The organism is Luteibacter sp. 22Crub2.1 (assembly GCF_900167995.1).
Lineage (GTDB): Bacteria > Pseudomonadota > Gammaproteobacteria > Xanthomonadales > Rhodanobacteraceae > Luteibacter > Luteibacter mycovicinus.
In genome coordinates, this window is sequence record NZ_FUYT01000008.1 from 20,849 (window position 1) to 40,280 (window position 19,432).

15 protein-coding genes are annotated in these 19,432 nt (G+C 64.7%); 5 read left to right on the top strand and 10 right to left on the bottom strand.

From position 1 onward, the window contains the following. Nucleotides 1-84: 84 nt before the first annotated feature. The 5 genes from B5X73_RS09835 to B5X73_RS09855 all read left to right on the top strand — a co-directional run bounded on the left by B5X73_RS09835 (nt 85) and on the right by B5X73_RS09855 (nt 5,087). The gene (locus B5X73_RS09835; protein ID WP_079521537.1) at nt 85-2,130 is read left to right on the top strand and encodes a M3 family metallopeptidase; all 2,046 of its coding nucleotides are present in this window, start codon (nt 85-87) and stop codon (nt 2,128-2,130) included. Between the two features lie 63 nt (nt 2,131-2,193). Continuing rightward, nucleotides 2,194-2,961, top strand: a complete 768-nt coding sequence (gene xth / locus B5X73_RS09840) for an exodeoxyribonuclease III (RefSeq protein WP_043696909.1) — start codon at nt 2,194-2,196, stop codon at nt 2,959-2,961. Beyond that, nucleotides 2,958-3,629, top strand: a complete 672-nt coding sequence (locus B5X73_RS09845; RefSeq protein WP_036108931.1) for a YecA/YgfB family protein — start codon at nt 2,958-2,960, stop codon at nt 3,627-3,629. The genes xth and B5X73_RS09845 overlap by 4 nt, the downstream gene beginning before the upstream one ends. A gap of 130 nt (nt 3,630-3,759) precedes the next feature. Continuing rightward, a complete protein-coding gene (locus B5X73_RS09850) occupies nt 3,760-4,590 on the top strand; it encodes a pirin family protein (RefSeq protein WP_079521538.1) in 831 nt (276 codons plus the stop codon). Nucleotides 4,591-4,706: 116 nt separating this feature from the next. Beyond that, nucleotides 4,707-5,087 carry a hypothetical protein gene (locus tag B5X73_RS09855; protein ID WP_036108925.1) on the top strand — a complete coding sequence of 127 codons (381 nt, stop codon included), beginning with the start codon at nt 4,707-4,709 and terminating at the stop codon, nt 5,085-5,087. Here the strand turns inward: B5X73_RS09855 and B5X73_RS09860 are convergent. The 10 genes from B5X73_RS09860 to B5X73_RS09905 all read right to left on the bottom strand — a co-directional run bounded on the left by B5X73_RS09860 (nt 5,081) and on the right by B5X73_RS09905 (nt 19,202). Then, complete coding sequence (locus B5X73_RS09860) at nt 5,081-7,825, bottom strand: glucosidase family protein (RefSeq protein WP_079521539.1); 2,745 nt, start codon at nt 7,823-7,825, stop codon at nt 5,081-5,083. The genes B5X73_RS09855 and B5X73_RS09860 overlap by 7 nt on opposite strands. A 4-nt stretch (nt 7,826-7,829) precedes the next feature. Continuing rightward, a complete protein-coding gene (locus tag B5X73_RS09865) occupies nt 7,830-8,651 on the bottom strand; it encodes a carbohydrate ABC transporter permease (protein ID WP_043696916.1) in 822 nt (273 codons plus the stop codon). Then, nucleotides 8,648-9,526, bottom strand: coding sequence for a carbohydrate ABC transporter permease (locus tag B5X73_RS09870; RefSeq protein WP_036108921.1), 879 nt, complete (start codon nt 9,524-9,526; stop codon nt 8,648-8,650). Before B5X73_RS09870 ends, B5X73_RS09865 begins: the two co-directional genes overlap by 4 nt. Then, on the bottom strand, nt 9,523-10,815 hold the full coding sequence (locus B5X73_RS09875) for a sugar ABC transporter substrate-binding protein (protein WP_079521540.1): 1,293 nt from the start codon (nt 10,813-10,815) through the stop codon (nt 9,523-9,525). The genes B5X73_RS09870 and B5X73_RS09875 overlap by 4 nt, the downstream gene beginning before the upstream one ends. Beyond that, complete coding sequence (locus tag B5X73_RS09880; RefSeq protein WP_079521541.1) at nt 10,809-12,293, bottom strand: glucoamylase family protein; 1,485 nt, start codon at nt 12,291-12,293, stop codon at nt 10,809-10,811. Before B5X73_RS09880 ends, B5X73_RS09875 begins: the two co-directional genes overlap by 7 nt. 151 nt (nt 12,294-12,444) lie before the next feature. After that, nucleotides 12,445-15,468, bottom strand: a complete 3,024-nt coding sequence (locus B5X73_RS09885; protein ID WP_254857268.1) for a TonB-dependent receptor — start codon at nt 15,466-15,468, stop codon at nt 12,445-12,447. A gap of 247 nt (nt 15,469-15,715) precedes the next feature. Beyond that, complete coding sequence (locus B5X73_RS09890; RefSeq protein ID WP_036108917.1) at nt 15,716-16,735, bottom strand: LacI family DNA-binding transcriptional regulator; 1,020 nt, start codon at nt 16,733-16,735, stop codon at nt 15,716-15,718. Between the two features lie 328 nt (nt 16,736-17,063). Continuing rightward, nucleotides 17,064-18,665 carry a PepSY-associated TM helix domain-containing protein gene (locus tag B5X73_RS09895; RefSeq protein ID WP_079521543.1) on the bottom strand — a complete coding sequence of 534 codons (1,602 nt, stop codon included), beginning with the start codon at nt 18,663-18,665 and terminating at the stop codon, nt 17,064-17,066. Nucleotides 18,666-18,669: 4 nt separating this feature from the next. Further along, a complete protein-coding gene (locus B5X73_RS09900; RefSeq protein WP_079521544.1) occupies nt 18,670-18,933 on the bottom strand; it encodes a hypothetical protein in 264 nt (87 codons plus the stop codon). Next, the gene (locus tag B5X73_RS09905; RefSeq protein WP_079521545.1) at nt 18,933-19,202 is read right to left on the bottom strand and encodes a hypothetical protein; all 270 of its coding nucleotides are present in this window, start codon (nt 19,200-19,202) and stop codon (nt 18,933-18,935) included. Before B5X73_RS09905 ends, B5X73_RS09900 begins: the two co-directional genes overlap by 1 nt. Between the last annotated feature and the right edge of the window lie 230 nt (nt 19,203-19,432).

Sequence of the window (19,432 nt, forward strand, 5' to 3'; positions counted from 1 at the left end):
TGAACGTTGCGTCCGGCGCGACGCACTGCCGCTTGATTTGCCTCCCTCAGGGCTCCACGCTGGGTGCCTGAGAGGAGATCGACCATGGATACCAGCACCAACCCGCTTCTTGATCCGAACGGCCTGACGACGTTCTCGGCCATCCGTCCGGAACATGTCGAGCCGGCCATCGACAGCCTGATCGCCGCCGAACGTGCCGCTATCGATGCCATCGCGGCGGCCGATGCGCCGCGCGACTTCGAGCACGTGATCCTGGCCCAGGAGCGCCTCGACCAGACCATGTCGCGCGCCTGGTCGCCCGTCAGTCACCTGCACTCCGTCGCCGACTCCGAAGCGCTGCGCAAGGCGCATGGCGCCGCGGAAGAAAAGCTCACCGAGCATGGCATGGAAGTCGGCCAGAACCGCGACCTCTACGCCGCCGTGCAGGCCGTGGCCGACCGTGCGGATTTCGCGGAGCTGCCGGTCGCCGAGCGCGCGGCCGTCGAGCACGCGCTGCGCGATTTCCGCCTGTCCGGCGTCGCGCTCGAAGAGCCTGCGCGCACCCGTTTCCGCGAGATCGGCGTCGAGCTGTCGCGGCTGACCACCGAGTTTTCAAACGCCGTGCTCGATGCCTCCGAGGCCTGGCACAAGCACATCACCGACGAACGCGACCTGGCCGGTATCCCGGCGTCGGGCCGTGCGGTGCTGCGCGAATACGCACGGGAAGAAAAACTCGACGGCTACCTCGTCACCCTGAAACAGCCCAGCGTGCAGGCCGTGCTGACCTACGCCGAAAACCGCGATCTGCGTGAGGCCGTCTACTACGCCTACCAGACCCGCGCCTCGGACCAGGGCCCGGACAAGGGCAAGTTCGACAACTCCGGGCGCATCGAGAAGATCGTCGCGCTGCGCCACGAGGCCGCCCAGCTGCTCGGCTTTGCCAACGCCGCCGAAGAATCGCTGGCGACCAAGATGGCCACCTCGCCCGAGGTCGTGCTGCGCTTCCTGCGCGACCTCGCCGCGCGGGCCAGGCCGGTCGCGAAGAAGGAACTGGAAGAGCTCCGCCACTTCGCCTCCGAGACACTGAAGATCGACAACCTCGAGCCGTGGGACGTCGGCTTCGCCGCCGAGCGTCTGCGCCAGCAGCGTTATGCCCTGGACGAGGAACAGATCAAGCCGTACTTCCCGGCCTCCGCAGCCATCGACGGCCTGTTCATGGTGGTGGAGCGTCTGTACGGCGTCCGCTTCGTGCCGCGCGACGACGTGGACACGTGGAACAAGGATGTGAAGTACTACGACGTGGTCAATGCCGACGGCAGCGTATTCGCCGGTGCCTACCTCGACATGTACGCGCGCTCGGGCAAGCGCGGCGGCGCCTGGATGGACGTGGCAGCCTCGCGTTTCCGCGACGGCGAGCAGCTGCAGCTGCCGATCGCCTACCTGACCTGCAACTTCCCGCCGCCGACCGATGGCGCGCCGGCGCTGCTCACCCACGACGACGTGCTCACCCTCTTCCACGAGTTCGGCCATGGTCTGCATCACATGCTGACCGAGGTGGATATTCCGTCCATCAGCGGCATCGAGGGCGTGGAATGGGATGCCGTGGAACTGCCCAGTCAGTTCATGGAAAACTTCGCCTGGGATCGTCAGGCCCTGCGCGAATTCGCACGCCATTACGAGACGGGCGAGCCGCTTCCGGATGAGCTGTACCAGCGGATGCTCGACGCGCGCCACTTCCACGCCGGCTTGTTCCTGGTCCGGCAGCTGGAGTTCGGCCTGTTCGATTTCCTGCTGCATCTGGAATACGACCCGGCCGTCGGCGCCCGTCCGATGGACGTGCTGGAGAAAGTTCGGCATGAAGTGGCCGTGCTGCATCCGCCGGCCTGGCAGCGTTTTCCGCACGCCTTCACCCACGTCTTCGCCGGCGGCTATTCGGCCGGGTACTACAGCTACCTGTGGGCCGAGGTCCTGTCCGCCGACGCGTTCGAGCCCTTTGAGGAAGCTGGCGTGCTTGACCGGGCGACCGGCGAGCGGTTCCGCAAGGAAGTGCTGGCGGTCGGCTCGACCCGGCCGGCGCTGGCGTCGTTCACGGCGTTCCGCGGCCGGGAACCGCAGCCCGACGCTCTGCTGAAGAGCTACGGCCTGGCCTGAAGTCCCGGCGGGAGCTGGCGTCCACCGCCCTAGCCGCGCGCGGCTTTCCTTTACAATGGCGCGATGAAGATCGCGTCGTGGAACGTCAACTCGCTCAAGGTCCGCCTGCCCCATGTCCAGCAATGGCTGGGGGAGGCGCGGCCCGACATCCTGGCGTTGCAGGAAACCAAGCTCACCGACGACAAGTTCCCGGCGGACGAAATCGCCGCGATGGGCTATCGCTCGGTGTTCTCAGGGCAGAAGACCTATAACGGCGTCGCCATCCTCGCCCGAGAGGAGCTGACCGATGTCGTCACCGACATCGACGGTCTGGACGATCCGCAGCGCCGGATCCTGGCGGCTACCGTCGGCGACATCCGCGTCGTGAACCTGTATGTGGTCAACGGCAAAGCGCTGGGTGACGAGAAGTACACCTACAAGCTGCACTGGCTGGCGCGGGTACGTGATTTCCTCGAGGCCGAGCGCGCCAGGCACGAGAAGCTGATCGTTCTCGGCGATTTCAACATCTGCCGCGACGACCGCGATGTCTACGATCCCGTGGCATGGGGCGAGGACATCTTCTGCTCGCCGCCGGAACGCGCCGCCCTGCAGGCGCTGCTGGACGTCGGTCTTCACGACAGTTTCCGTCTTTTCAACGAAGATGCGGGCCTTTTCAGCTGGTGGGATTACCGCCAGGCGGGATTCCGCCGCAACCTCGGTCTGCGGATCGACCTCATCTTGATCAGTGATGCGCTCAAATCCCTGGCGACCTCGTCGATCATCGACAAGGCACCGCGCACGTGGGAACAGCCGTCCGACCACGCGCCCGTCGCGCTGGAGTTGAAGCTTTGAACACACCCAAGTCCGAATGGCCGAGCTCGCTGGATGACGCCGAGCTCGAAAAACTCGACATCTATCTCCGCGCCCACGGCAACGACGGCGATCTGATGCTCGACGGCGTCCATGGCCTGTTGTCGGCGATCGCGGTCGGTCCGCTCGAGGTCAAGCCCGAGGAATGGCTGCACGAAGTGCTGCACGACGCCTTCGAGGACGAAGACGAAGGCAATGCCGTGCTCGCCCTGCTCGCCAAGCTCAACGATTCGATCAGCGCCGAGCTCGACGTCGACGCCTACGAGCCGATTCTCGGTGAAATCGACACCGAGGATGGCCCGATGCTGTCGGCGGCTGGCTGGTGCGAAGGTTTCAGCCGCGGCATCGACATGCGTGCGCAGCTCTGGGAAAACCGCCTGGCCGAAGACGCGAATCTGATGCAGCTGCTGGGACCGATCATGGCCCTGGCGGTCGATGAGGGCGTGCTGCAGGCGGATGCGGAGTTCGAGAAACTGACCGACGACGAATACGACGAATGCCTGGGTCAGCTGCCCGAGGTGCTCAATGCCGTCGGTGAGTACTGGCGGACCAACGGCCCGACCGAAGACGAGCTCAAGGCGATGACCCGCCCGCGCGGCGAGAACGACGACGGTCCGCCGCGGCAGCGTTCCGGACACTGGGTGCACTGAGCGCATCGCCGGCCCTGACTGCGATCCGTGCGGCAGTGCAGCCATTCGCGGAACAGTCCGTTCTTGTCAGACGACTTGGTCTCCCGTGTGAATACCGGCATCTTGTAACGATCGCATCCGGAGCACCGTCATGACCCAACGAACCATCGTCCGCCGCGTGCGCGGCATGGATACCGCCGACGGCGCCGGCGTGAAGCTGAAGCGTGTCATTGGCCAGCCGGCCCTCGACATGCTCGACCCGTTCCTGCTGCTGGATGAATTTCGCTCGGATCAGGCGGGCGACTACATCGAAGGCTTTCCGGACCACCCGCATCGCGGCTTCGAAACCGTGACGTACATGCTCGCCGGTCGCATGCAGCATGGCGACAACAAGGGCAATCGCGGTGACCTCGGTCCCGGCAGCGTCCAGTGGATGACCGCCGGTAGCGGCCTGATTCACTCCGAGATGCCGCAGCAGGAAGCCGGCCTCATGTGGGGCTTCCAGCTGTGGGTGAACCTGCCCGCCTCGGACAAGATGATCGCCCCGCGTTACCAGGACATTCCGCCCGGCGACATTCCGGTCGTGCAACCTGCCGATGGCGTGACGGTTCGCGTGGTCGCCGGTGAACTGGCTGGCGCGACGGGACCCGTATCGGGCATCGCCACCCAGCCGGTCTATCTGGACATCGCCCTCGACGCAGGCGCCCGTTTCGATCTCAGCCTCCCCGAGGGGCACAGTGCGTTCGCCTACGTTTTCGACGGCACCTCGGCGACGGTCGCGGGCGGGCCGCTGGCGCGCAGCGAACTGGCCGTGCTCTCGAAGGGAGATACGGTCAGCGTCGCCGCCGGTGAAGCCGCGCGTGTCCTTCTCGTGGCGGGGCGGCCGCTGGACGAGCCGGTTGCCCGCTACGGCCCGTTCGTCATGAATACGCCGGCACAGATTCACGAGGCGATCGCCGATTTTCGCGCCGGTAAGTTCTGATTCGGGGATGATCCGAAACTGAACAAATGCCGTGAGTTCCCTCCGCCGTTTAACCGGCGGACGGGAAGGCCTAGCTACGATCGGCCCCCTACGCATTCGCGAAGGTTTCATTGCCCATGCGCTTTTTGCTCACCATCGTGCCCCTCAGTGCGGCATTGATCATCGCCGCCTGTTCGCCGTCTTCACCGGAGGCGGCGTCCGGTGCTCCCGCGGCCGCGACGTCCTCGGCCGCAGCCTCCGCCCCGTCGGACGGCACGCCCGCTCCCGGCAAGACAGCCCCGGCCAACGCGGCTCTGGGCTCGCCCGAATGGTATGCCTGGGTCGACAGGACGCTGGCGGTCAGTGATGACGGGCACGGCCCCCGGCCCGAGACTCCGGCGTGGAATCAGGCGGTGAATACCAAGCTCGGTCAGGAAGCGCCGCAGGCGGCGCCGGGTTCGGCGGAGTGGCAGCAGGCGGTGGATGCGCTGCTGCGGACTCGCGTGGCGACTCACTGAAGCGGCGCGGTCAGGCTCGTCCGGCCCTTCTCCACCTTCACCTCTCCCGAAGGTAATGACAAGACCACCCCGCCCGGCGGGTCGATCGGCTGGGTGATGGTCAGCACGGCTTTCCCATGCGTCGCCTTCAACGTGTACCCGAAGCGCCCATAGGGCGTGCGCAGATCCCGGATCGCGATGCCCTCGCCCGCCAGCCAGTCAGGCTGCACACCGGCGGCGACCACCACCGACCGATCCGCCGCGCGGTCATAGGCGAACAGATCGAGCGCCGAGCGCACATAGTCCGAGGCGATCCACGCGTGCGGCATGTCGCCAACGAAGCGAGGCTCGCGCGGATCTCTCCCGACCACCTCCGCCCATTGATTCCACGCGGCCGGACGACGGTCCGCAAAGAAGAAGGCGATGAGGTCGCCCACCCGGTCGCGCCAGCCAAGCCGGACAAAGCTGGCGATCGTGCGCAACTCGTAAGGGGTGTAGTCCTTCCAGGCGGTCTTGCCGTCGCGTCGCGCGACAAAGCTCTGCCAATACGTCTCGAACGTGGCGTCGACCAGTGCCTTCGGCAGGCGTGCCTGCTCGCCACCCGGTGACAAGGCGATGGTCGTCGAGGTCGCATCGAAGTCACCCAGCTCCGCCGAGCCGGGAATGAAGTCGATGCCCTTTTCCTTCACCGCCGCGGCGATCGATGCATGCAGGTCGCCGCGGAACTGATCGCGTGAACGGCGGAACGATGCCTGCTCTTCGGCATGTCCGAGTACGCCGGCAAGATCGACCGCGTCGTCGTAACCCTTGAGCGCCCAGAAGTCGTCCCAGTACGAATGCATCGGCTTGGTCGAATAGCCTTCGTGGCTGATCGATGCAGGCATCAGGCCGTACAGCGCACGGTCCGGACCCTGCAGACGTGTGGACTGTCGTTCGCTGGCCCGTAACGTTTCCATGTACGCGACGGCGCGAGTCACGTGCGGCCACAGCGCGTCGAGAGCCTCGCGATCGTGCGTGTAACGCCACAATTCGGCGATGCTGAAGATCAGTTCACCCTGGCTGTCGTTCTCAGGTACGGGGTCGGAGCCCCTCGCATCGACGCAACAGGGCACCTTTCCGTTCGAAAACTGATGCGGTGCGTACCAGCGGACGAACTCGGCCGCGACATCTTCGTGGCCTGTGCGCAGCAGGCCTTCGAGCATCATCGCGCCATCGCGTACCCAGGTGCGCGAATACGAGCGCGTGCCCGGTTGCAGCGCCGGACCGTCACGGGATATCAGGATCTGCGCGATGCCACTCCGCAGCGTGTCGACCACGGGCTGCGCCTGCGCGGGCACGCGCACATCGACACGGTCGAGCTTGTCGCGCCATAGCGCCGCGACCGCATCCGCATGGGCCGACAACCACTGCCCAGCGCTGGACGGCAGCGTCACGTCATCGGTCTGCTTCACGGGAATCACGACGCCGAGGTCGACATGCCCGTGTGCAGGCACATGGACGTCATACAGCAGCGCGCCCTGTGCGAACCCGTCGTCCGCATGGATCGAGCGGACGACCGGGCGTTGGCCCGCATCCAGCCGTTCGGTCAGGGTGGTCGGCTGGCTGGCGCTTGCCACGAACGACGAGGTCGGCTGCAGGGGAATGACCTTGCGCGCGCCGTTGACGGTGAGTGCATGACCGTCCCAGGCGAGGTCGCGCACCGGACTCGTTCCGCCCGGCGCATTGAGAAACTGGGTGGGCGGATTGACCTGAAACGGACGCGCCGCCAGGGCCAGGGTCAGCTCGCGTGCCGCGTCGCCGTCATTGGCGAGGCGATAGCTCACCACCAGTTGCGATGCGCCCGGCGCCCCCTGGGCGAAGGCGCTCGTGGTGAGCGACACGTCGCCCTTCTTCCACTGCACCGACGGCATAGGCAGGTAGCGGTCGCGCAGCGACTGCGTCGTCGTGACGTCGGCCCACGTAAGCAGCTTGCCGTTGTCGATCAGGAACGGCTCGACGGAAAAGCTACCCCGTGCGACTTCGACCGCCCCGTCCTCGGAAATCAGTGCGGAGTCGCGGCTGCCACCATCCACGCCGACGATCGTCCAGTACGACTGTTCGCCCGAAAACCCGCGCGGATAGAGACCGCGCCGCACCTGTTTCGCCCTGGCTTCGAACACCGCATTGGCTGTCGGCACTGCCGCGGGCACAGCCTCGGGCCGGCGTGCGCTCAGCGTCAGGTTATCGAAGCACACCGATCCGCGGTTCGGCAGTCCGTCGCGAAGGCTCTCCTTGTAGACGACGAACTCGACTTCCCGCGTGTGCCGCAAGGTGCGGTCCCTGACCGGGCCCCACGCGAACTCCACCTGCCGGCTGCTCGCCTCGATCGTCTGCCACGATGCGGTCGGCACGAAGGACGGCTTCTGGAACCACCACACGTTGTCGCCCGTGTCGTCGATCAGCTTCAGCTGCAACGTGTTCGGCGGCATCTGTCCGCGCACGTCGAAGCGCAGGACGAAGCCTTCCGGGAAATCGATCGGCAGCAGCTTCTTGAGGGAAGCCGCACCGGATACGCCGTTGAAGTCGTAGTCGAGGCAGATCGCCTGCCCCTGGGTGCCAGCCACGGTACGCAGCGATGCCGAGACATCGTCGGTATGCGTGGCGCTCCATCCCGTCGCGGTATCGAAAGTGTCCAGCACACGTGCGCTTTCGGCCGCGGCGACGGGCAGGACGAGCAGGCAACCCGCGAAAGCCAGCAAAAACGGTGCGAGACGCGACATCGAGTTATCCCTTGACGCTGCCCATCAGCAGGCCTTCGAGGTAATACCGCTGCAAGGCGAGAAACAGCACCAGCACCGGCAGGATCGTGACGACGGAACCCGCCATCATCAGCTCGCTGTCCTGCACGTGTTCGCGCGACAGCGACGCCAGCGCGATGGGCAGCGTGTAATGCTCCTGTCCCGTCAGCGCGATCAGCGGCCACATGAAATCGTTCCACGCGGCGAGGAAGGTGAAGATCGCCAGCGTGACCATGATCGGCTTGAGCAGGGGCATGACGATGGTGGCGAAGATGCGGAACTCGCCCGCACCGTCGATGCGGGCGGCCTCCATCAGATCGTTCGGAATGCCGCTGGCATACTGGCGAACGAGGAAGATGCCGAAGATAGTCGCCAGCGCCGGCACGATGACCGCGCCATACGTGTTGACCAGTCCCATGTACTTCAGCAAGAGGAACAACGGCAGCATCGCCACCTGTGCCGGAATCACCAGCGCGCCGAGCAGCATCTGAAAGATCCGCTGACGACCCCTGAACTCCAGCTTGGCGAACGCATAGCCGGCCATCAGGTTGAAGGCGAGCGACACGACGGTGATCGCGGTGGAGATCAGCAGGCTGTTGAACAGGTACCGACCCATGCCCGCGTTGAGGAACAGCTGACGATAGTTGCCGAAGGTCCAGTGTGTCGGCAAGACGGGCGGAGGCAATGCACTGGCCTCGCCCGGCGTCATGAACGACACCGAGAGCATGTACAGCAAGGGCGCGATCGCGATACCGGCCGCACCGATCAGCAGGCCATTGATCAGCGCTTTTGCGATGCGCGGGCTCATGCCGGCTCTCCCTGCTTCGACAGGCGAAGCATCGCGGCGGTCACCGCGAACATGATCACGAACAGGATGAAGGCGACGGCCGAAGCCGAGCCGAGGTTCCACCACTTGAAGCCTTCTTCGTACATCAGGTACAGCACCGATGTGGTGCTCTGCAACGGGCCACCTTCGGTCATGACATACGGCTCGGCGAACAGCTGGAAGTAACCCGACACCGTGAGGATGCTGACCATGACCATCGTCGGTTTCAGCATCGGCAGCGTGATGTGACGGAACTGCGCCATCGCCGAGGCGCCATCGATGCGTGCGGCTTCGTAGAGATCGCCGGGAATCGCCTGCAACCCCGCCATGAAGATGATCATGTTGTAGCCGAAGTTCTTCCATACGGCGAACAGGATGATCGTGGGCATGGCCCAGTGCGGATCGCCGAGCCAGTCCACCGTCGGCAGGCCGATGTTGTCGAGCACGTAGTTGATCAGGCCGTACTTCGTGTTGAACAGGTAGCGCCAGATCACGGCGACGGCCACCACGGTCGTCACCACGGGCGCGAAGAGCGCCGTACGAAAGAACGGCTTGAAGCGGGCCAGCGGCGAGTTGAGCAGCATCGCGGCACCGAGCGACGCCATCAGCGACAGCGGCACACCGACCACGACGAAGTACACGGTATGGCCCAGCGCCGACCAGAACAACGGACGCTGTAGCAGAGACCAATAATTCTGCAAGGCGACGAAACGCAGGTTGCGGATATCGGCGAGCGCGTAGAGATCGTAGTCAGTGACCGAGAGTACCAGCGCGGCGATCACCGGCAACAGGAAGAACAGGCCGAGCACGATCATTGCGGGCGTGATGAACAACCAGGCGGCACGGGACGTATTCATGGGCTTGCCTTATGGCCGTGGTCGAGCATCCAGCGACGTTTCTCGAGCAGGCGGTCCGCACGACGATCGATCTCCGCCGCCGCGTCGTCCACGGAGATGTCGCCATGCGACGCCTGCGCGGCGACCAGCTGCATCTCGGTGACGATGCGCTCCCACTCCGCGACGGGCGGAGTCGGCTTGGCGCGGTCGAGCTGATCGCGGAAGGCGGCGGCCTTGTCGTCGTTCTTCAGCGCGGGGGCATCCCACGACGAGCGACGCGGCGGCATGTCGCCGAGGATCTGGTAGAAGCGCTCCTGGATGGCCGGCCGCGAGAGAAACTCGACCAGTGCCCAGGCGTCGTCCTTGTGCTTCGACCGACGGAAGATCACCAGGCTGGAACCACCGGCGTTCGACGCACCCGGTCCGTTCGGTCCCGGCAGGGCCACGGTCCCCCAGTCGCCCTGCTGCTCCGGTGGCAGCCGCTTGCGGAATTCGCCGATGTTCCACGGGCCGGACAGGTAGAACGCGTAGAAGCCCTGGCCGAACGCGGCCCATGGGTTGCCCACGCCGACATTGGTCATCATCGGCGCCTGCTGGTCCTTGAACATCGACACGTAGAAACCCAGCGCCTTTCTGAAACCGGCGCTGCGAAAGTTGCCGTAACGACCGCCATCGCGAAGCAGCGGCTCGTCCTGCTGCAGGGCCAGCGACAGCAGCTGTTCGAATTCGTTGGTCGGCAACAGTACGCCATATGTCTGACCCACCGGCTGGGCCAGCTTGACCATCATCGCCTTCCACTCCGCCCAGTCACGCGGGGGGTGGTCGTAGCCGACCTTCGCCAGCAGGTCCTTGCGATAGAACAGAAGTCTCGTATCGACATACCAGGGCACGCCGTACAGGGTGCCGTCGATGACGTTGGTCGACCAGATGGCGGGAAAGTAATCCTTCGGATCGATCACCTTCGAGGCGGCGACGCGTGCATCGAGCGGCTCGATCGCGTCCAGTGCCACCATCTCGGGCACCCAGGTGTTGCCGAGCTGAGTGAGATCCGGCGTCGAATCGCCCGCGTACGCGGTGAGCAGCTTCTGGTGCGCGGCCGTCAGCGGCAGCTGCTGCACTTCGACATGCAGACCGGGATGTTCACGCTCGAACTCGGGCAGCAGCCTGGCCACCGCTTCGCCTTCGCGACCGATGGTCCAGAACTGCAGGGTCCGTGAACCGTCTTCCGGCTTCGCGCAGCCAGCCACCGCGGCGCCGGTAAGGACCAGCGCCGCGGTCATACGTAACAGACGGGCGGCGCGCTTCACCATAGGTTGGCGGCCGTTTCCGCATCGAGCCAGCCGCCCGTAAAGCCCGCGCGCTGCAGGCCCTTGCGGACGTACGGGTTCTTTTTCATCACGCTCCACACGAAATCGCTGCGGTAGTTCTCGATCATCAGCACGATGGGACCCTGATCGATACCCAGGTGCACGGTATCGGCCCAGCCGAAGCCGGGAATGATCCGGCCCGTGCGCACGTCGGTGTGCGTATCGAAGGTCAGGTTGAACGCATCGACGAAGCCGTACTTCGTGTAGATGTTCGCGCCGTACTTCTTCTTCATTTCTTCGAGCGCGGGGATCACGATTTCCGGCGCGAACGCGATCGACCCGCCCGCGGCGGTAGGCACGATGGTGCCGTCGTCGGAGATGTAATCCAGGCCCGCACCACGAGCCGTATAGCCCTGGTAGGTCCGCTCGCGGTCGCCCTGCTTGATGATCAGGCCGCCGGGACCGTTACTGGCCGTGAGGCCCCAGACGTTCTTGCCGTAACCGTTCCAGCCGCCCGGGTTGGCGACGGCATACGCCTGCTGCGAGTAAGTCGCGCGACGGCTGTTCTCGAAGTAATCCATATTGTGCGAACGACCCCAGGCATCGCGGATGCCGCGGAAGTCCACCCAGGTATGGCTGTACTGGTGACCGAACATCGGTGCGAAGTTGAGGAAGGTCTGCCCGTGGAATTCACCCCAGGTCTTGTCGTACGTTTTCGTCCAGGCCTGCCATGCATCGTCGCCCACCGGGTGCGTCGGTGAGCCCAGCGCGAGGATATAGACCAGCATGCCTTCGTTGTACCCGGCCCAGTCGTGCGGAATCATCTTGCCGCCCGGCGTCCAGCCCATGCTGATCAGCGCGCCGTGGTTCTGTGCCCACGGCCATTCCACGCGCCGGTAGATGGCGTCGGCGAGATCGCGGATTTCCTTCTCCTTCGCGTCGTCGCGATCGAAGTAGCTCTGCGCGAACAGTACGCCGCCGAGCAGCAGCGTCGTGTCCACAGTAGAGACTTCGACCCAGCGCGCCTCGCGCTTGCCCGTCTCCATGTTCAGGAAGTGATAGAAGAATCCGTGGAAGCCGGTAGCTTCGTCTTCGCTGTCGTTCTGTGGCGCATCGTTGAAGAAGCGCAGCGTGGCCAGAGTGCGGTCGATCGCCTGGTCCCGCGTGATGTAGCCGCGCTCGACGCCGACACCGTACGCCGTCAGGCCGAAACCGACCGAGGCGATGGAGGCGAACGACTGCGTGGGGTAGTGATCGGGAACCAGGCCGTTGGTCGGATTGCCGCTGTCCCAGAACCACTGGAAGGTGCGCTTCTCGAGGTCGGCGACCATCGGCGGAACGGGGTGCAGATCTTTCAGGCTGGCGACGGAGGGGGTGTGCTTGACCTTCATCGGTGCGTTCTGCGCCATGGCGAACGGGGCTGCCAGGGCGAGCAGTGCGCCCAGTGCGAGGGAAAGACGCTTGAACTTGGTGGCTTGCATGACGTGGATCCTTTCGCGCGTAAACGTTTACGGCCGCGAGGCAAATAAAAGTCCCGAAGGACTGTTTCTCGCCGGAACAAAAGAACGCCCGCGGGGAGACTCGCGGGCGCCAAAGTATGGCGCATCCGGAGGTCCGGATGCGCCAGGTGGATCAGAACTTCAGGCCGACGGTGAAGCGGGCGGTACGCGGAAGGTAAGTGATGTTGCCCTTCTTGTTGACGGCCACCGGACGGCTGTTGAGCTCACCGTTCGAGCCCCAGTTGGTGAGGTAGTCGCTATCGGCGTAGTTGGCCCAGTTGAAGACGTTCAGAACGTCGAAGCGCGCATAGATCTTCGTATCCTTGTTGATGACGAAGTCCTTGGTCAGCTGCAGGTCGATGTCGCGGTAACCCCAGATATCGCCGCCCACCAGGAACTTGGCACCGGTGGGCGTGGCGGCCATCGGGACGCAGCTCGCACCGTTGGCTTCGATCTGGCCGTAGCACGCGCCAGCGTTCTTCGGCAGCGGCGTGGCCAGGGTCAGCTTGATCGAGCCGCTGATACCCCACGGAAGATCGATCGCGCCCGTACCGACGAAGCGATGTTTCGCCACCGCGTTGGAGGTGATGTACGGGTAGTCGCCGATGGTCGCTTCGTCGAACGAGTAGTGCTCGTTGATGTCGCGATTCTGCTTTGCGTGCGAGAACGTGTAGGAGAAGCTGGTGCTCCAGCCCGATTCCTTCGTGTACGGCTTCTGGGCGGAAAGGAGTACCTGCGTGGTCCGTGTTTCGATGCCGTTGTCGCCGAGGATCAGGCCGCCCACGTTCGGGATCGGGTAATCCCACGGCTGGGTCCCGTTCTGGAAGAAGTCGCCGTTCGGGTAACGATTGCCGAGCGTGAACGCGAAACCGTCCTTGCTGAGGATGCGCGACACGGTGGCATCGGTCAGCCAGTCGCCGATCGTGTTCGACATGCCGAGGCTGTACTGGTCGGTATGCGGCGCCTTGAGCTTGTTGTTCAGCATGTCGACTTCCTGACCGGCATTGCCGCCGACGAGGTAGTTCTGCAGGACATTCTGACCGTTCAGGAACTCGGGGTTCCACGGCACGCACGTGGACGACGTGACATCGCAGGGATGCGTCGGGATGTTGAAGCGAAGCGTGGTCTGCGGCAGCGACTGCTTGGTCACCTCCGTCTGGAGGTAGTCATACAGGTTGCGGTCGTACGCACGGCCCGCACCGCCGTGAATGACGTGTTCCTCGTCGCCGAACAGGTCGTAGGAGAAGCCCAGGCGGGGCTGCCAGGCGCCGCGGAACGAGCTGCGGTTATGGCCGTTGCTCACATAATTGTTGAGATTCACACCGCCAGCGGCCAGCGCGTCGCCGTACGTTTCGCCGGGCGTGGCGCCAGCGTACGGATTGGGCGAGTTGATGGCATCGAGCACACGCTGCGACGTCACGAAATTGTTGTACGACGGATTGACTTCGTAGTCCCAGCGGACACCGAGGTTCAGCGTCAGGTGATCGTTGACGGTCCAGTCGTCCTGTGCGAACACACCGTACTGACGTGCGTTCGTCTTGGCCACGCCGTCCTGGCCCGGAAGCGTCGACGCATAGAACACCTGCCAGGGTTGCGCCGAGGTGCCCGTCGGATTGACGTCGTAGAAGAACTGCGGGCTCTGCGCGGACGCATCGGCGGCCTTCAGTTCGATCGACTTGAACTTGTAGCCCAGCTTGACCACGTGGTCGCCGTGCCATTCCAGGTCGTTGAAGGTGAAGTTGTCGGCGATGCTCGGACCTTCCTGGCTCTTGGTCTGCGTCGCGCGAGGGTCGGCGGAGCCGGTGGTGATGATCGTGGGGTTGTTCGGATCCGGCTGCCAGCTGTAGGTGTAGCCGTTTCCTGCCACCAACGGGACCTGGTTGATGAACGAATTCTCATACGAGAAGATCAATTCGTTGTACCAGCTGTCAGCGCTGTGGGCCCACTTGAAGGTGCCGCGCGTATCGTGGTTCTCGACAGCGACACCGGCCGATGCCGTCACGCCCGAGCCGATGCTCGAGGTCTGCGTCTCGCGACGGACCTGAGTGCTCACCTCGATGCGGTCGCGGTCGGTGAGTTCCCAGTCGATCTTGCCGAAGTACAGCTTTTCGTCGAACGGCAGATTGGACGAACCGAGTTCGGACTGCACGCTGGCGGGCAGCAGGGGAGCCACGGCACCGGCGTAGTTGATGCTGTTCGGTACCACCGAGATCGGCGTATCGAACTTCTTCTGCTCATAGGCGATGAAGAAGTGCATCTGGTCCTTGATGATCGGACCGCCGAGTGCGAAGCCGTATTCCTTCGATTCGGAAGGCACCTTGTTGTCGGTGTCCTTCTCGATCGGGGTGCGGTTACGGAAGGCATCGTTGGTGTACGTGCCGAACACCTCGCCGTGGAATTCGTTCGTGCCTGACTTGGTCTCGGCGGTGATTGCCGCGGACGAAACCTGGTCGTACTCCGCCTTGTAGTTGGAGGTGATGACCTTGTATTCGCCGATGGCCAGCTGCGGGAACGGGTTGCCCTGGCTGTCGCTCTGGCCGGACACGCCGCCCGCCTTCACGTAGCTCTTCTGGCTGACGCCGTCGATGTACACGTTGCCGGCGCTGTCGTTCTGCGCACCGCCTCGCAGCGAGGTGCGGCCCTTCGCGTCGACGCTGAATACCATGCCCGGCACGGTGTCGGCGAATTCGAGGAAGTTACGCGAGGCCTGCGGGATGGTCGCGATCTGGTGCAGCGAGATCGTCTGGCCGACTTCCGGGGTCTTCACTTCCTGGATGGTGGTCGCGGCGACCGAGACGCCTTCCATCTGCTTGGCGTTGGCTGCGTCCGCAGGCGCGGCGGCAGCGGCGGTCGGCGCGACGATGTTGACCGTCGCGGTGGAAGCCACGGTGAGCGTGATGTTCTGCTCGGTGCCCGGGCCGGCGTCCAGCTGATAGGTGGCCGGTGGCAGGCCGTTGATGGTGTACGAACCATCGGCGCCGGCCGTCGCGTGACGGGTCAGGCCCGTCTGCGGGTTGAATACGGTGACGTTCGCACCCGGCGTGGCCTTGCCGCGCAGGGTCGCGTTGGCGCTCTGCGCCATGACCATGGTCGGCGCGATGGCCGTGGCGACGGCGGCGGCGATAACGCTGACCAGCAACTTTTTCTTCAAATGCATCGAGGCCTTCATGTTTCCCCTCTCCCAAACGTTTTGTGTGTGTTGTTCCGGCCCGGCAGGGCGCTTTTCACGGGGTCGACGTTGATGTCGTGACGCGGTGGTCGTGCCACTTTTCTTCGTTGAGAGCGTTCTGCCCCCGTGTGGGCGCCCGATCCGCATGGCGGACCGGTGGATGTGCGCAAGTCCTGTGTGTCGCCGTCCTGGTAAACCAGCCACGGCCCGGCAAGCCGTGTTGCGTCAGGGCCGGTCAGGCCCGTCGTCTTACCGTGTCGTTGCCGCCACACGAGGCGCGCACGACAAGTTCGGTGCCGACGACGCTCGGTTCAGGCGTCGCGTCATCGGGTGATTCGATCATTCCGGCAAGACGGCCGAGCGCGGCTTCGCCGAGTTCGGCGATCCGGATGCGCACGGTAGTCAGCGGCGGCGAGACATAACGCGCCATCGGGATATCGTCGAAGCCGGCCACCGCGATGTCTTCGGGCGTGCGCACCCTGGCTTCGGCCAGGGCGGACAGGCAGCCGATCGCCATCATGTCGTTGGCGGCGAAGATCGCGTCGGGGCGCGGCACCATCGCAAGCGCCTGCTTACCGGCGCGATAGCCCGATTCCTCGGTGAAATCGCCGGGCAGGATCGACGCACGATCGCCGAGGCCGGCGGCTTCGAGCGCGGTGCGATAACCACGGCATCGTTCCTGCACGTCGTGGTTCACCTCGGGTCCCGCGATGAACACGATGCGCTTGCGACCCAGCCCGAGCAGGTGCTCGACCATGGCGCGGGCACCACCGAAATCGTCGACGTCGAGGGACGCCTGGCGCTCCGAGCGGACGTGGCTGTTGATCAGCACCGTCGGCACGATCACCGGAAGGTTTTCGTCGAGGAAGGCTTCATCGGCGTGCGGGGACATCACCAGCAGGCCGTCGACCCGGCCCTGCATGGAGCGCAGGGCGATGGCGGCTTCGGTGGAGTCGCCGTGGGAACTGGAGACCAGCAGATAAAGGCCACGGGCGCGGGCGGCGAGATCGATGCCGCGGATCAGTTCGGACCAGAACGCCCCGTGCAGATCGGGAAGCAGCGCACCGATGGTCTGGGTGCGACGGGTGATCAGGCTGCGGGCGCCGCTGTGCGGCACGTAACGCAGGCGTGCGGCCACATCGCGGATCCGCTTCTGCGTTTCCGCCGTGACGCCGCCGTGTCCGTTGAGGGCGCGAGATACCGAGGCCACCGATACGTTGGCCATTCTCGCGACGTCTTTGATCGTCACACTCACGTGGTTATCGCCCTTTACCCCTGCCCCTCCCGGGGCTGACGGCGCGGAACGTAAACGTTTTCATAGGAGCTTGTAAAGCGTGCGAAATCAACCGCTTGCTGCACTGCGGTACGACATGATGTGAAGTGCGATACCACTTGGAGCAGACCACCAAAAAAGCGCATACAGTCAGTGCCTTGACTGGTATGTAAACGTTTGCGGCGGTGCAGCAGCGGTGTGCGAGCTTTGCATCACGAACGTTAATAACTGTCGTGCTCAGTAACGCGCGTTACGTGGAAATGCCGACGTTTCGAAAGTCCCTGCGACTCTCGCGGCCGCAGGGCGACGCTCAGGCTTCCCGCGCCTTTGTCGCCACGTGCTGGGGATCCCGGCGGCGCGACGACCACACGCTGCAGGGATCGCCTTCGACCGCGCGGCGACGCGTGGCGACGCCAAGCCAGGCGAATCCGGCGCCCATGGCGATGGCCACCAGATCGAGGCCGAGGACCTCATAGCGACCTTCCCCCAGCATGCGCACCAGGCGGTCGTGATGGACCGCGATATCGAGAACGCCCACCGCCACGCTGACCGCCGCCGTTGCGAACAGCAGGTCGACGGCCGCTTTGGCCGGCTTGCGCCAGAACGTCCACAGGATGGCGAGCGCAAACGTCGCGAAGCACACGGGCTGAACCAGCGACGTGGCCTCGATGCCGGAGAGCCCTCCGAGCAGGTTGCCCAGGAAGGTGCACGAGATGGCGAAGCACGAGCCGATGCACACGCCGACGGTCGCGGTGGCCATCGCACGCACCTTCATCGGCTGGTCCGCCTGGCGGCGTTTGCGGCGCGTCTCTATGTAGAGAAGGTTGCCCGAATAGAAAAGGAAGGCGCCGGCGAGGCCCAGCAGGAAGTACAGCCAGCGCAGCGACAGGGAACCGAAGGTACCGAAGTGCAGGCCGAAGATCGCCGAGTAAGTCGCGTGGTTCGCGTCCCGGGCGCCGGTCACCTGTACCTTCATCACGTGTCCGTCCACCGCATCGAGCGCGACCATGCCGTACTCGCCCAGAGTCTTGGTCGACGTGCCGCGCACTTCCGCCGCCGCCCCCTGATGACCGTAATGCACGTAGCGCATGTAATCGGGCTCGAAATCCGCTGCGCCCGCGGCGATCGCGGCCTGCCGTGCCCGCGCGCCCAGCTCGGCCGGGGTCAGCATGACGGCACTGCCGCCCTTGTCCTTCGTCTCCGGCAACGCGCTGGTCATCCGCTCGAACGCGCCCATGAGCTTGCCGTCGAAGGCCACCGTGTTGAAGGCGACCAGCATCACCAGGGTCAGGCAGAGCAACGCGCCGGTGACGGCGAAAATGATGTGGAAAGGCAGACTGAGAATACCGATAACGTTGTGCGCGTCCTGCCACAGCCGCTTCAGGTTGTGGCCCGGGCGCAGCGCGAACATCTCGCGGACGAGATTGGGCAGGTGAATCAGCACGCCGGTCAGCAGGGCCAGCCCATAGATGATGCTGACCACGCCCATCAGGTAGATACCGATCGCGGGGATGCCGAGGTCGTAATGCAGCTCGTAGATGAAGTCGGCCAGACCGTGCTCGTGGTCTTCCGCATCGCGGGCCGCGGTGTCGTCCAGCGACTGGGTGCGCCAGCTGCCGTCCTTTTCCATCCAGTACGCCGCCACTTCGTGCGACGGATGTTCGGCCGGGTACGTGACGCCGATGCTTTCGCCTGCCGCGGGATGTCTGGCGACGATGTCGGCGAGCATCACGTGTGCGCGGTCCAGCGCGTCGGCCCGGGCCATCTCGGCACGCGGCACGGCCCAGGTGTCGATCTCGTCGTGGAACATGGTCAGCGCGCCCGCGTAGAACGCGATGAACAGCGCGAAGCCGGCCAGCAGCCCGGTCCAGGTATGCACGGTGGTGAAGGTGCGGATCGTGGAGGCTTTCATCGGCTCATAGCCCCGGCAGCGTGTGTTTGGCCACCCACAGCGCCGCGAAGGCACTCAGGTTGGCGACCGCCAGCCAGGCCCAGGCACGGGGGCCGCTGCGGAACATATAGGTCGCGCCCATGATCCCGATCCAGAGCGGAAAGAAAGCCATCATCACCGGCAGGGTCACCGCCTCGCTGGAGCCCGGCCAGATCCAGATCACGACGGAAATGAGCGCCAGCGTGAGGGGCAGGCCGAGCAGGATGCCGGCGAAGGTCTTGGCGAGCATCAGCGAGGCTTCCGTTCGGTGGCGGGCCGGAACAGCCAGGTGATGTAGGGCCATGCCACGGCGCCGAACATCAGGGCCGTCAGGGCGGCGAAGACGCCTGGCAGCGACGTCTCGGCGGCGATCCATGCCAGCAGCGCCATCACGGCGAACACCCACGCTCCGATGCGGCCAGCTCGACCGGTGGGACGAGCCAGCAGCCGCTGGTTGCGCGAGCAGAGGTAAGCAAGCGCCATGGCGATGAGCGCCGCCAGGCAACCGAGGACATTCATGGGACGCGCCGGACAAGTGACTAATTGATAATTATTATCATTTGCCGGCGGGAGAGCAACGCGTCGGGCTGTTACGCCCTGCGTGTGGCGAAAGGCCCGGTCGCGACGGCCAGAGGCTATAGGAAATTTCTCATTGCATCGGCCGGGTCGCAGGAATCGGTGGTCAAACGGTGACCAGTGCTCAAGTTTTGACCAAACCGTCCGCTAACTGAATACAGGTGGTTCGTAAA